At 72.6% G+C, this 13601-nt stretch carries 12 protein-coding genes; 9 read left to right on the top strand and 3 right to left on the bottom strand.

What is annotated here, in order from left to right; translation table 11 throughout:
- Positions 1-81: 81 nt before the first annotated feature.
- Positions 82-732 carry a hypothetical protein gene (locus tag ASG28_RS10830; RefSeq protein ID WP_055974979.1) on the bottom strand — a complete coding sequence of 217 codons (651 nt, stop codon included), beginning with the start codon at positions 730-732 and terminating at the stop codon, positions 82-84.
- A gap of 165 nt (positions 733-897) precedes the next feature.
- Here ASG28_RS10830 and ASG28_RS10825 point away from each other — a divergent pair, with 165 nt between their 5' ends.
- A complete protein-coding gene (locus ASG28_RS10825) occupies positions 898-2460 on the top strand; it encodes a glycosyltransferase family 39 protein (RefSeq protein WP_055974976.1) in 1563 nt (520 codons plus the stop codon).
- Here the strand turns inward: ASG28_RS10825 and ASG28_RS10820 are convergent.
- Positions 2408-3724, bottom strand: coding sequence for a hypothetical protein (locus ASG28_RS10820; protein WP_055974973.1), 1317 nt, complete (start codon positions 3722-3724; stop codon positions 2408-2410). The two genes, ASG28_RS10825 and ASG28_RS10820, sit on opposite strands and share 53 nt — an antisense overlap.
- Before the next feature lie 296 nt (positions 3725-4020).
- Here ASG28_RS10820 and ASG28_RS16445 point away from each other — a divergent pair, with 296 nt between their 5' ends.
- From ASG28_RS16445 to ASG28_RS10790, 6 genes are all read left to right on the top strand, one after another.
- Positions 4021-6519, top strand: a complete 2499-nt coding sequence (locus ASG28_RS16445) for a right-handed parallel beta-helix repeat-containing protein (RefSeq protein ID WP_055974970.1) — start codon at positions 4021-4023, stop codon at positions 6517-6519.
- 107 nt (positions 6520-6626) lie between these two features.
- Positions 6627-7301, top strand: a complete 675-nt coding sequence (gene tsaB, locus ASG28_RS10810; protein WP_055974967.1) for a tRNA (adenosine(37)-N6)-threonylcarbamoyltransferase complex dimerization subunit type 1 TsaB — start codon at positions 6627-6629, stop codon at positions 7299-7301.
- Positions 7298-7837, top strand: coding sequence for a ribosomal protein S18-alanine N-acetyltransferase (gene rimI, locus ASG28_RS10805; protein WP_082454579.1), 540 nt, complete (start codon positions 7298-7300; stop codon positions 7835-7837). The genes tsaB and rimI overlap by 4 nt, the downstream gene beginning before the upstream one ends.
- The gene (gene tsaD / locus ASG28_RS10800; protein WP_055974964.1) at positions 7834-8931 is read left to right on the top strand and encodes a tRNA (adenosine(37)-N6)-threonylcarbamoyltransferase complex transferase subunit TsaD; all 1098 of its coding nucleotides are present in this window, start codon (positions 7834-7836) and stop codon (positions 8929-8931) included. The genes rimI and tsaD overlap by 4 nt, the downstream gene beginning before the upstream one ends.
- A 118-nt stretch (positions 8932-9049) precedes the next feature.
- Positions 9050-9454 (top strand): DUF4190 domain-containing protein, encoded by a 405-nt coding sequence (locus tag ASG28_RS16765; protein ID WP_055974961.1) that lies wholly within the window; start codon positions 9050-9052, stop codon positions 9452-9454.
- Positions 9455-9630: 176 nt separating this feature from the next.
- The gene (locus ASG28_RS10790) at positions 9631-10644 is read left to right on the top strand and encodes a DUF4190 domain-containing protein (protein WP_055974957.1); all 1014 of its coding nucleotides are present in this window, start codon (positions 9631-9633) and stop codon (positions 10642-10644) included.
- A gap of 100 nt (positions 10645-10744) precedes the next feature.
- On the opposite strand, the gene ASG28_RS10785 is transcribed toward ASG28_RS10790, so the two are convergent.
- Positions 10745-11938, bottom strand: a complete 1194-nt coding sequence (locus tag ASG28_RS10785) for a class I SAM-dependent methyltransferase (RefSeq protein ID WP_055974954.1) — start codon at positions 11936-11938, stop codon at positions 10745-10747.
- A gap of 144 nt (positions 11939-12082) precedes the next feature.
- Here ASG28_RS10785 and groES point away from each other — a divergent pair, with 144 nt between their 5' ends.
- Both groES and rarD read left to right on the top strand, forming a co-directional pair.
- Positions 12083-12379, top strand: coding sequence for a co-chaperone GroES (gene groES, locus ASG28_RS10780; protein ID WP_043595988.1), 297 nt, complete (start codon positions 12083-12085; stop codon positions 12377-12379).
- A 196-nt stretch (positions 12380-12575) separates the two neighbouring features.
- Positions 12576-13556 carry an EamA family transporter RarD gene (gene rarD, locus ASG28_RS10775; protein WP_082060075.1) on the top strand — a complete coding sequence of 327 codons (981 nt, stop codon included), beginning with the start codon at positions 12576-12578 and terminating at the stop codon, positions 13554-13556.
- Positions 13557-13601: the final 45 nt, after the last annotated feature.

Below are 13601 nucleotides of genomic sequence, written 5' to 3'. Positions count from 1 at the left end.
CGGCATTCGGGTACCGACGGCTTGACGACTATAAGGTCCCCCCAAGGGGGGACAATGGCCCCCGTTGTGGGTACAGGAGTATTACGAGGTCGATCCCTCGAAGACGACGACGGGCACGTCGACGGCGTAGTCGAAGGTCAGCCGCAGGTCGTCCTGCGCGTCGGCGGGCACGGCGAACACGAAGACGCCCGTGGCGGTGGCACCGGCCGCGACCGAGGTCGGGAACGAAGAAGTCCCGGTCGAGAACGTGTTGACCGGTGTTCGACCGGTGCCGTAGGCCAGGTTGACGACGACGGTCGACAGGTCGACGGGGGCCGTCGACGAGTTGTACACCTCGAGCTCGGCGCGGACCGCGGGGCCCGACACCTCTCCGGGCAGCGTGGCCTCGCCGTCGACGCCGTCGAGGCTTTTCACCCGGACCGTCACCCCGTCCACGACGGTGGGCGACTCGTCGAGCCCGACGGGTGGTGACTCGGGTGTGTCGGGGCCGGCCGCAGGAGGCGCGGTGTCGGTGGGAGCCGCCGTGCCGCTTTCCGAGGGCGCGGCGGCCGACGGCGACCCCGACGTCGTCCCGGCGGTGCCGGGCTCGTCGTCTCCGCCCGAGACGGCGGGCACGATCACGAAGGCGACGAGCAGCGCGAGCAGGACCACGACGGCGCCGGCGACGACGACGAGGCGTCGGCGGGATCGGGGGGTGGTCGGGTCGGTGGGCGTCTGGTCGTCCGACGACATGGCGGCTCCTCGTTCGGGTGGGCCCGTCCCGCCGGACGCCGGCGGGGTCCAGGGCCGCTGCTAGCATGCCAGCACTCCGGGCCACCCGCACCCGACCCGTCGGTCCGGTCGCCCTCTCCCTCGCCCGAGGCGACGGCTCGCGGTCGGCCACGCGTGAGGACGGCCATGACGACCACCACCCCGACGACGACCCGCCCGGCCGGGTCCGCGGCGTCCTCGCGACGCGCCCGCGCCTCCTCGATCGGCGTCCCGCTCGCGCTCGGTCTGGTCGGCACGGCCGTGGCCCTCGTCGGCTCGTCGACCGTGTCGCTCTGGACCGACGAGGCCGCCACGGTCTCGGCCGCCACCCGGTCGCTGCCCGAGCTCTGGGCCCTGGTGCAGCGCATCGACGCGGTGCACGCCGCCTACTACCTGTTGATGCACGTCTGGACGGCCGTCGCGGGCACCTCGCCCGTCGCCCTGCGCCTGCCGAGCGCACTGGCGGCCGGCGTGGCCGTCGTCGGCGTGCACCGTCTGCTGGTCGTGCTCGGCCGCCCGGACGCCGCCGTCGCGGGTGCGGTGGTCGCCGTCGTGTTGCCGCGCATCACCTGGATGGGCATCGAGGCGCGCTCCTTCGGGCCCAGCGCGGCCGTGGCCGTGTGGGCGACCGTCCTGCTCGTCGTCGCGCTGAACCGTGGAGGCGCGGCGCGGTGGATCGGGTACGCCGCCCTCGTCGGGGTCGGCACCGCCCTGAACATCTACGTCGCCCTGCTCGCCGTGGCCCACGCCGTGACCGTGGCCGCCTGGCGTCGGGTCGCCATGAGGCGCCGTCTGGCCTGGCTCGCCTCCGCCGCGGCGGGTGGCCTGGCGGCGTCTCCGGTCGTCGTGCTCGCAGCCGGTCAGCAGGGCCAACTCGGCGACAACGACCTGAGCCTCGTGCAGATCGCCCGGGGAGTCGTGGTCAACCAGTGGTTCCTCGGCGGCACGCCCACGCGGGTGGACTCGACGGCGTCGCCCACCGAGCCCTGGGCGCTCGCCTCCCTGGCCCTGGCATTCGTGGGATGGGTCGCGATGACGGCCGCGGTCGTCGCCGGGGTGCGCGGCCGGCGGGCCGGGCCGCTGTGGGTGCTGGTCCCGTTGCTCGTCGTGCCGACGTTCGTCGTGGTGGCCTACAGCCTGCTGGTGAGTCCGCTCTACAACCCCCGCTACTTCACCTTCGCCGCCCCGGCGTGCGCGGCGCTGGTCGGCGTCGGCGTGACCGTCCTGCGGCGTCGTGCCGACCGCGTCGTCGCCCTCGCCCTGATCGTCGCCCTGTGCGCTCCGGTCTGGCTGTCGCAGCGGCAGGTCACGGGCAAGAGCGGCACCGACTGGTCCGAGGCCGCAGCGGTGGTCGAGCGGGGTGCGCGGCCCGGCGACGGCGTCTACTTCGCGCCGCTCGACGCCGATCCGCCGCGGGTGGTCGAGCGGTCGACGTCCAACGTCGCCGTCGTCTACCCGGACGCCTTCGAGGGCCTCGTCGACGTCACGGTCCGGAGCCGACCCGTCGACCAGGACAGCCTCCGCGGCACGGCGTGGCCCCTCGACTCGCGGCAGGTGAGGCTCGACGAGGTCGACCGTCTCTGGGTCGTCGAACCCGCCGACGAGCCGACGGCCCTCGACGACGACGACGTCCTCGAGGCGGCGGGCTTCGAGGTCGTCAGCCGGTGGACCGGTGAGATGACGGCAGTCGAGGAGTGGCGCCGACCCTGAACCGCTGGACTCCCTCGCGGGCCACGGGCAGGAAGGCCAGCGCCAAGGCGACGACCAAGGTGGGGAACGCGCTGTAGAAGGGGGCGAAGAAGAGGTTCCAGCTGCTCTGCGCCGCGGTGTACAGGAGGATGCCGCTGGCGCTCCCGTCCGCGATGCGACGCACCACGCCGACCACCAGGACGCCGAAGACGACGGCGGAGAGCACGAGCCCCATGAGGCCGGACTGTGCCCAGAGGTCCCCGACGACCGAGTGCAACTCGAAGTGCCCGCCGAACATGAACCGTTCGACGTAGCCGTTGTCGGGTTGGTACCCGATGCTGCTCATGCCTTCCTTGGCGACCTGGATGTCGCCGGCCGTCGGGACGACCCCGGCTCCGAAACCCCACGGGTGGTGCTCCATCAGGGCGGCCGTGGCCGCGAGCTCGGGGCGCCCGCCCAGGATGAGAGAGCCGGAGACCCGGAGCTGTTCGACGCTCCGCGACTGGGTCGCGAGCCCGAGGTAGCCGTCGAGGATCAGGGCCTGGCCGAGCTGGAACACGACGACCCCGAGGACGCCGAGCCCGATCAGGACGGCGGCGAACGACGGGCGCCGGTGCGGGCGGACGATCGCCAACTGCGCGAAGACGAGCAATGCCGCGAGGAGCAGCAGACCGAACGCCGACCGGAAGTCGCTGAGTGCGGCGACGATCGTCAGGGTGAGCAGGACGGCCAGTTCCCATCGGCGTCCGTACCGGGCGGCCAGGGCGAGGGCGATGACCGTCACCGGCAGGGCGAAGCCGAACTTCCAGGGGTTGCTGGCGAACAGGGGTGTGCCGGAGCTGAAGCCGAGCGCCAGGCCGATGCCGAACCACAGGACCGCCCGTTCCGGCGTCAGCACCTCGGTCCCCCAGAGGAGGAGGCCGACGCCGAAGAGGGTCCCGACGAGGACGACCGTCATGGGCACCGTCGAGGACGACGACGAGACGTGGTCCCCGGAGTTGGCGACGCCCAGCCAGAAGCCCAGCGCGACGGCCAGGAGGCCCGCGACCATGAAGGCGACTCCCCAGCGGTGTCGACGCAGCGAGCCCCACCACACCGGCAGCAGCAGCGCGGCCACGACGAAGCCCGCCTGCAGACCCTGCGGAAGGGTGAGGCGCATCCCGAGCACGACGAGCGCGGCGGCGGCGATCGCCCGGACCCAGACGCGCGCATCGCCGGAGGAGGCGCGGGTGCGGTCGGGACGGTCGGCCACCGGCGCCGGCGGGGCGGCTCGGAGCAGCGTCATGCGACGAACTCTAGGCGACGCCGACGCCCCCGACGACCCCTGTCCTGGTGTCCCCCACAGTGCCGACACCCGAGAGGGAGCCACCTTGTTGGGGGCTGACGGCCCCTTGCGGACTACGCGTGAATGTAACAAGATCACCTCTTGTCCTGACCGGGTGAGATTCCGTCCCCTCAGATCCATTCCGCGCAAGCCCCCGTCCTGGGGGCACGGCGTGGTGTTCGTCCTCTCGCACGAGCCTCCGTCCTCGGGGCACGTGGCGGGATCGCCCATACCTTCCTTCGACGAAAGCAGCGACGATGCCCAGCGCCCCCGAGCACCGCCTCTCTCCACCCACCCGCGTCCGCACCGCCATCGGTGCCCTCGCGACGGTCGTCGCCGTCGTGGCCGGCGTCGTCGTCCCGGTGACCGGTGCGTCCGCAGCCCCGAGCACGGTTGCGTCCGACTCGTCGACGCGCACGTCGACCACCAGTTGGGGGTCCGCCGACAAGGGAGGGGCCTGGTCGACCTGGTCCGGTCCGTCGAAGGCGTCCTTCACGGTCGGCTCCGGCTCTTCGACCATCTCGAACCTCGCTCCCGGCTCGACCGCCACGGCGACCCTCGCGAGCGTGTCGGTCAAGGACGTCGAAGTCGAGGGCACGGTCGACCTGCCGAAGACGAAGGCCGGTTTCTACCAGGGGTGGGAGCTCCGTCGCCAAGGTGACGGCTCCGCCTACCGAGGCCGCCTCGAGTCGGGCAGCTCGGGCAGCGTGGCCCTCGCGGTGACCAAGGTGAAGAAGTCCGGAGAGACCCTGCTCGGCCGCGTCGCGCTCCCCGCGAGCGTCGCTCCGGGTGCGACGCTGGCCGTCTCGTTCCGCGCCGAGGGCACGTCCACGGTGGCGCTCAAGGGCAAGGCCTGGGTCGACGGCTCCTCCGAGCCCGGCTGGCAGCTGGCCGTCTCGGACTCGGCCGCCGACCGTGTCTCGCAGGGCGGTTCCGTCGGCCTCTGGCAGTACGCCAGCGCCGGCAACACGGCCCGGTCGAGCACCTCGTTCGACGACCTCGTCGTCATCGGCAGCCCGTCGGACGCCGCCCCGGCCCCGACGCCGACGCCTGCACCGACTCCCACTCCGACACCGACACCGACTCCGACACCGACTCCGACACCCGCCCCGGCGCCCGCACCCGAGGCAGCTCCCGTCGGCTCGCGCGGTTCGCTCCCGGTCGGCTCGGCCTCGTACCCCGTGCCGTCGGGCGCGCTGGTCGTGTCGCCGTCCGGCAACGACGGCGCGGCCGGAACGCAGGCTGCGCCGCTGCGTACCCTCGCGGCGGCGGTGGCGAAGGCGAAGTCGGGAGCGACCATCGTCCTCCGCGCCGGTACCTACAACGAGAGCGTCGTCGTGCCCTTCCAGAAGACGGTCACGATCCAGTCCTATCCCCGTGAGGCGGTGTGGCTCGACGGTTCCGTTCCCGTGACGTCCTGGTCGCGCTCGGGTTCGGGGTGGAGCACCCCGTGGTCCGCCTTCCCGTCCTCGGTCATGGACAACGTGGCGGACAACCCCCGGTTCGTCTCACCGTCGTTCCCGCTCGCCGCGCGTCCGGACCAGGTGTTCCTCGACGGCGTCCAGCTCACCCAGGTGACGCCCGACCGGCTCGCCCCGGGTACCTTCGCGGCCGACGCCGCGTCGGGCCGCATGCTGATCGGCAGCGACCCGTCGGGACACGCCGTGCGCGTCAGCAACAAGGCACAGGCCATCTGGGTGCAGTCGCCCGACTCGACCGTGCGCGGCTTCGGCGTCCGGGGTTACGCGACGCCCTACGCCGAGCGAGGCGCCATCCGCCTCGGCAACACCGGAGCGACGGCCGAGAACCTCGTCATCCAGGACAACGCCATGATCGGCATCAACCTCGAGAACAACGGCGGCACCCTGTCGAAGCTGACCGTCGAGCGCAGCGGCCTGCTGGGCATCGGCACCAACGCCTCGTACGACCTGTCGATCACCGACTCGGTCATCCGCCAGAACAACTGGCAGCGCTTCAAGGAGGCACCGGTCTCGGGCGGCATCAAGATCACGCGGGCACGTGGCGTGACGGTGTCGAACAACGACATCAGCCGCAACTACAGCTCGGGTCTCTGGCTCGACGAGTCCGTCTACGACAGCAAGGTGATCGGCAACACCGCCGACGGCAACGAGTGGACGGGCATCCAGCTCGAGCTCTCGAGCAAGGCCGTGGTGGCGGGCAACACGATCACGGGTGGCAAGGCCGGGTTGCAGATCTTCAACACCGACGACGTCCGCGTCTTCAACAACTCGATCGGCGGCTTCAGCCAGTTCGGCATCAAGATCACCCAGGACGAGCGTCGGCAGGCCACGGCCTCCACCGGTCAGGACCGTCGACGCCCCCTGCCCGACCCGACCATGACCTGGGTCACGGGCAAGATCACGATCGCCAACAACGCGTTCGGCAGCGGTGGTTCGTACCAGGTGTTCGTCCTCGACGGGAAGACGAACCGGCCGGCCGACTCGATGGGCATCTCGCTCACGGGCAACGCGTTCAACCAGCGGCGCACCACGGCGCAGGCGACGCTCGTCGGCTGGGGTGCCGGGGACAACAAGACCGTGACCCGCCTCGACTCGGTCGCCGCCCTCTCGGCCAAGAACGGGTCCTGGCGCAACGTCGAGACCTCGGGGGTGCTCGACCTCGGCGCGATGGGCAGCCTGCTCGCCTCGTCGCTCGGCATCGTCTCGACCCTGCCGTCCGACGTCGCGGCACTGCTCGGTCAACCCGTCACGGCGCGCCGCATCGGCGCGTTCTGATCGACCGACGACGCCCGGCACCTCGTGGTGCCGGGCGTCGTCGCGTCCGGCGGGCGCTCGGTCGAGGAGGCGCGGGTCGGCGTCCCGACACCGCCTACGATTGACCCGTGATCCTGGCCATCGACACCTCAGCCGGCTCGTCCGTCGCCGTCGTCGACCGCGACGGCGGTGTCCTCGCCGAGCACACGGTCGCCGACACCCGGCGTCACGCCGAGGTGATCGGCCGCCTGATCGACGACGCCCTGCGCGAGGCCGGCGTCGCCCCGGCCGAGCTCTCCGCCGTGGTCGCCGGTCGCGGCCCCGGCCCCTTCACGGGCCTGCGCGTCGGCATCGCCGCCGCCCGCGCCTTCGCCTTCGGTGCCGGCGTGCCGTGCCTGTCGGTCGGCAGTCACGACGCCGTCGCGTTCGAGCGGCTCTCCGCGGCCGCCGGCCGCTCCGTCGGCACCGCCGGCGGCCCCGTCGACTCGCCGCTCGTCGTCGTCACCGACGCCCGCCGCCGCGAGGTGGCGTACAGCTCGTGGTCGGGGCTCGACGACGACGGCCTGCCCGTGCTCGTGGCCGGCCCCGCCCTCGTGAGGCCGGCCGACCTCGACGAGGCGACCGGCGCCTCCTCGTCCTGGGCGCGCACCGACCCCGACGCGACGACGGTCTCGGCGGCCGCCCTGGGCATGCTGGCCGAGCGGCTCTTCGAGCACGGTCGCGCGTTCGCCGACGCCGAGCCGTTGTACCTGCGCGAGCCCGACGTCACCCCGTCGGCCGGTCCCAAGCCGGTCACACGATGAGCGTCCTGCTGCGCACGGCCACCCTCGACGACCTCGACGGCATCATGGCCATCGAGACCTCGACCTTCGCGAACGACGCCTGGTCGCGGGCGAGCATGACGCACGAGCTCACCGCCCCCGGCGGTCGGTACCTGGTCGCCACGGCCGAGAGCGACGACACCACCGTCATCGGTTACGCCGGCATGCTGGCGCTGCGAGGGGCCCCCGAGGCCGACATCCAGACCATCGCCGTGCTCGCCGAGCACCAGGGGCAGGGGCTCGGTCGGGCGATGCTGACCCAGCTGCTCACCGAGGCCCGTCAGGGCGGGGTTCGCGAGGTGTTCCTCGAGGTGCGGGCCGACAACCCCGGGGCGCAGCACCTCTACGAGACACTCGGCTTCGAGCGGATCGCCGTCCGCCCGCGGTACTACATGCCCGACGGGGTCGACGCGGTCGTCATGCGGCTGAGCGTCCCGCCGGCCGTCACCGAGACCACCCCGGGCCCCGTCGAGCCGTTCGGCGACGCGCCCCTCGACGAACAGGACGTCCGCCCGTGACCGTCACCCGCGCTTCCTCGTCCGCCGTCGCCGAGCCGGTCGTCCGCGAGCCGCTCGTGCTCGGCATCGAGACCAGCTGCGACGAGACCGGCATCGGCATCGTGCGCGGTCGCACCCTGCTCGCGAACGTCATCTCGTCGTCGATGGACGAACACGCCCGTTACGGCGGCGTCGTGCCCGAGGTCGCCGCGCGCGCCCACCTCGAGGCGCTCGAACCGGCCCTCGCCGCGGCGCTCGCCGAGGCCGGCGTCACGACGGCCGAACTCGACGCGATCGCCGTGACGAGCGGGCCCGGCCTCGCCGGGGCGCTCATGGTCGGCGTCGGGGCGGCCAAGGCCCTGGCCCTGGCGGCGGGCAAGCCCCTCTACGCCGTGAACCACCTCGTCGGCCACGTCGGGGCCGACGTGCTGCGAGACGACGGCAGCGAGCTCGAGCTGCCGACCATCGCGCTGCTCGTCTCGGGCGGCCACACCTCGCTGCTGCACGTGCGCGACCTCGTCGACGACGTCGAACTGCTCGGCGAGACCATCGACGACGCCGCGGGCGAGGCCTTCGACAAGGTCGCCCGCCTGCTCGGCCTGCCCTACCCCGGCGGGCCGCAGATCGACCGCGTCGCCGAAGGCGGCGACCCCAGGGCCATCCGCTTCCCGCGGGGGTTGACCCTGCCGAAAGACCTGGCGAAGCACCGGTACGACTTCTCGTTCTCGGGGCTGAAGACGGCCGTCGCCCGGTGGGTCGAACAGCGTCGCAGCGAAGGAGGCGCGGTGCCGGTCGCGGACGTCGCCGCCAGCTTCCGCGAGGCGGTCGCCGACGTCCTGCTCACCAAGGCGCTCGCGGCCTGCGCCGACCGGGGCGTGCCCCGCCTGCTGCTCGGCGGGGGAGTCGTCGCCAACGCCCGCGTGCGCGAGCTCGCGGCCGAACGGTGCGCGGCGGCCGGGGTCGAGCTGCGCGTGCCGCCCCTCTCACTGTGCACCGACAACGGCGCCATGATCGCGGCGCTCGGCGCCGAGCTCGTGTCGCGCGGGCGGGCGCCGTCGCCGCTCGACTTCGGGGCCGACTCGACGTTGCCCGTGACGACGGTCCAGGCGGTCTGAACCCGCAGGCGGCGCCCGGGTGGCCCGTCCCCGGTCGCAGGCCATCCGTCGCCGATAGCATGGGCGCTCGACCGACCGCGGCCGTCACCGGCCGACCCTCAGCAGAAGGACGTCCCCGATGACCGACCAGAACCCCTCCCCCCACGGCCAGCCCTCGTCGCAGAACCCGTACCAGGGCCAGCAGCCGGCCTACCCGGGGCAGCCCTCCGGTGGTCAGCCGGCCTACCAGGGGCAGGACGGCGCTCGCCCCGGTCAGCGCAACACCCTCGCCCTCGTCTCGATGATCCTGGGCATCGCCGGCTTCCTGACCTCGATCACGGCCCTGGGTGCCATCGTCACGGGCCACATGGCGTTGAGCCAGATCAAGAAGCGGGGCGAAGAGGGCCGCGGGATGGCCCTGACGGGTCTCATCCTCGGTTACGTCGTCGTCGCCCTGACGATCATCGGCATCATCCTGCTCGTGGTCCTGTTCGGTGCCATCGCCAGTAACCCCGACCTCTACGACGGAAGCTACAACTCGTAGGTCGTCCTCGCGTCGTCGGGCGTCGCCTCCCAGGGGCCGCTCATCACGACCCTCGCTAGCATGACGGGGTCCGCACCGGATGGTGCGGGCCCTTTCGTGTCCCGGGACGCGACCGTCACAGGCGTGACCGGCCGCTCCGGCGGCACGACCGACGCACCGCTCGCGAAAGGCAGCTGATGGCCACCGACGACACCACCCCCGAGAAGCCGTCCTCGGCGCCGACCGCGCCCTCGGCTCCGACGCCGCCCGCGGCACCCACGGCGCCTCCCACGCGCCCGACCGAGGGGAGCGGTGCGGCCACCGCCTCGCCGCCGCTGCCGCCGACCGCCTTCCCGGGGGCCGCGTCGCAGCCGCCCGCGTCGTCGCCGTACGCCGGGGCCGGGGTGCCGCCGACGGGGTCGGCGCCGTACGGCGCACCCCAGGGGGCTCCGGCGCCGCAGTCCCGCCCGGGGCAGGTCCCGCCGGGTGCACCCCAGCCGCCCCGGCCGCCCTACGGCCAGCCGGGTGCGCAGCCGCCGGCAGGGTACGGGCAGCAGGGCTACGGGCAGCAGGGCTACGGCCAGCAGCCCGGGTACGGCCAGCAGTCGGGATACGGCCAGCCGCAGGGCCAGCCGCAGGGCCAGCAACCCGGATACGGCCAGCCGCAGGGTCAGCAGCCGGGCTACGGCCAGCCGCAGGGCTACGGTCAGCAGCCCCAGGGTCAGCAGCCGTCCGGTCAGTCCGGTGCGCCGTACGGTCAGCAGTCGTCCGGCCAGCAGGGCCAGCCCGGCGGACAGTACGGCCAGCAGGGCCAGCCCGGCGCGCAGTACGGCCAGCCCGCCGCGCAGTACGGCCAGCAGGGCCAGCCCGCCGCGCAGTACGGTCAGCAGCCCTACGGCTCGCCCTATCCGCCGTACGCCTCGGCGGGTGCCGCTCAGCCCCCTCGGCTGCTCAGCCTGCTCTCGATGATCGGCTCGATCGCCGGTCTCGTGCTGGCACCCTTCACCTTCGGGCTCTCGATCGTGGCGTCCATCGCGGGCGTCGTGCTCGGGCACCTGGGCATGTCGCGTGAGCGTCACGCCCGCGGGTTCTGGCTCACCGGACTGATCGTGGGCTACGCCGGCGTCGTCCTGATCGTGATCGGCTGGGTGGCCTTCGGCCTCTTCATCGCCGGCTTCTCGTCGAGTTCCGACTACTACGGCGGGTACTGACCTCCGCCTCACCTCGGTGGGGCATCGAGTGGGCAGACGACGTCGTTCTCGCGCCGGCGAACGACATCTTCTGCCCACTCGTGCGTGACGGCCGGGAGACTCAGGCCAGGCGCTCGCAGAGCAGGGCCGTATGCCGCCCCGCGACCCGGGTCAGCACGAGGGTCGCCGACCCGGCGCCCTGCAACGAGAGTCGTTTGCGGAACGTCGCGGGGTCGACGTCGACCCCGCGCTTCTTGATCTCGAGGCGGCCGATGCCCCGCGCCCGCAGCTCGCGCTTCAGCGTCCGCTCGTCGAGCGGGAAGGTCTCGAGCACGCGGAAACCCTGCGCGAAGGGGGTGTCGACCCGCGCCTCCGTCGTCAGCCAGGCGATGTCGCGACTGATCATGCGGGCGTCGATCGACCGGGCCAGGTCGCCGATCAGGCGCGCCCGGATGACGGCACCGTCGGGCTCGTAGAGGTATTCGCCCAGTTCGCCCGGGTCCACGTCGTCCGAGTCGGCGGCGGCCGTCAGCTCGGACGCCCCGGAGGCGCTGATCACCAGAGCCGATCGGCCCACTCCCTGCCGCGCGAGCGGACCGAACCACACGCCCACCTCGACCACGTCGCGGTCGACCGAGATCCACTGGCACTCGGCGTCTGCCGGCAGCAGCTCGCGGTCGACCCCGGGGCCGAGCTTGACGCCGGTGGGCAGGCGGTCGGCGAAGCCGAAGGCGACGTCGAGGCCGGGGGACCAGTCGGCCGGATCGGCGAGGCGCTTGGTGGCGCTGTGGCCGGACGTCCGTCGTGCCGGGTCGAGGAAGACGCCCTCGACGCCCCCGAGGTCGGTCGTCTCGGCGTCGCCCTGCTCGACGCGCGACGACGACCAGGGCGCGAGGTTGTACGACGCGACGGCCGCGGTGACCTCGTCGCGGTCGACGGCGAGCACGTCGAGGTCGAGCGCGGCGAACGCCAGGGCGTCGCCACCGATGCCGCAGCCGAGATCGGCCACGCTGCCGATCCCCGCCGCGGCGTAGCGCCCGGCGTGGCGGGCGGCGACCGGGAGGCGCGTGGCCTGTTCGAGGCCGGCCTCGGTGAACAGCATGCGGCTCGCGAACTCGCCGAACTTGGCCACCGCGCGGCCACGGAGCCGGGCCTGCGTGAGCACCGCCGACACGAGGGCGGGGGAGTGGCCCTGCTTGCGCAACGCGGCGACCGTGCCGACGACGTCGTCGCCGGAGGCGCCACCCGTCGGCAGCGAGTCGAGCAGCCGCAGCCCCTCGGGCGAGAGGACTTCGAGCAGCTCGGAGGAATCCATGTCGTCCAGTGTGACGCACGCGGGCCGACGCGTTGGCACTCGGATTGACCGAGTGCCAGTCTCGTCCTACAGTTGTTCTGGCACTCGCCCCCGGCAAGTGCCAGCCCCCATGTTTTCGTAGCACCGAGAAAGAAGAGGTCACCCGTGTCGGTCAGCATCAAGCCGCTCGAAGATCGCATCGTCATTCGTCAGGTCGAAGCCGAGCAGACCACTGCTTCGGGCCTCGTGATCCCCGACACCGCCAAAGAGAAGCCCCAAGAGGGTGAAGTGGTGGCGGTCGGCCCGGGCCGCATCGACGACAACGGCAACCGCGTGCCGCTCGACGTCGCCACCGGCGACAAGGTCATCTACAGCAAGTACGGCGGAACCGAGGTGAAGTACGGCGGAGAAGACCTGCTCGTCCTCTCGGCTCGCGACGTCCTGGCGGTCATCGTCCGCTAGCACCTCGGCACGGCTCCGGCCGTGCTCCGCGACCCCGGTCGCCGTCTCGAAGGCCCCTGCTCCGGCAGGGGCCTTCGTCGTGTCGGCGACGTCGCCGCCGGCATCCGCTCGTCCCCGGGTGTGATCGTCCGTCGATCGATCCACGGTGGCAGGAGTGGCCGTTCCGGCGGCGGGCGCAGCCACCTAGAGTCTCCTGGTGACCTCGACCCGCGCCTCCTCGTCCCCCTCCGCCCCGACCTCGGGGCTCGGCGTCGCCGGGGCCGGCGGGGCGGGCCTGGCCTACGCCCTGGGGGCCTACGGGCTCTGGGGCGTGCTGCCGGTGTACTTCCTGCTGTTGGCCCCGGCCGGCCCGTTCGAGATCGTCGCGTGGCGAGTGCTGTTCTCGCTCGTCTTCTGCGCGGTGCTGCTCGTCGTGACGGGGGCGCTGCGGTCGTTCCTGGCCCTGCTGCGGCAGCCCCGCGTGGTGGGCACCATGGGGCTGGCGGGGGCGTTCATCGTCGTCAACTGGACGGTCTTCATCTCGGCGACGCTCAGCGGGCACGTGGTCGAGGCGGCGCTCGGGTACTTCATCAACCCGATCGTCACGGTGCTGCTCGGCGTGGTGGTGCTGCGTGAACGTCTGCGCACGACCCAGTGGGTGGCCGTCGGGCTGAGCGCCGTCGCCGTCCTCGTGATCGCGATCGGGGCGGGCAGGCCGCCGTTCATCTCACTCGTCCTCGCGTTCTCGTTCGGGCTCTACGGCCTGGTGAAGAAGCAGGTCGGTGGTCGGGTCGACGCGGTCGGCGGGCTCACGCTCGAGACGCTGTGGATCGCACCCTTCGCGGCCGTCACCCTGATCGTGCTGCACGTGACGGGTCTCGGGGGCGGCGTCGTGCTCGGCACCGTGAGCGTCGGGCACACCCTCGCCACGATCGGCACGGGCGTGATCACGGCGGTGCCGCTGCTGCTCTTCGCCTCGGCGACGCGTCGGCTGCCCCTGACGACCGTGGGTCTGACGCAGTACGTCGCCCCCGTGCTGCAGTTCGTGGTCGGGGTCGTCGTGCTCGGCGAGCACATGTCGGCGGCGCGATGGGTCGGCTTCGCGATCGTCTGGGTCGCCTCGATCGTGCTCACCGTCGACATGGTGCGCGCGGGGCGGCGGTCACGTCGTCCGCTCGCGGTGGCACCGACCGCCTAGAAGCGACCATCCCTCGCAAAGTCACGAATGGCTAACGAAACGTCA

The organism is Frigoribacterium sp. Leaf415, assembly GCF_001424645.1.
Taxonomy (GTDB): Bacteria; Actinomycetota; Actinomycetes; order Actinomycetales; family Microbacteriaceae; genus Frigoribacterium.
Note: the sequence above shows the minus strand (reverse complement) of the source record. Positions and strands in the feature narration are given on the sequence as shown.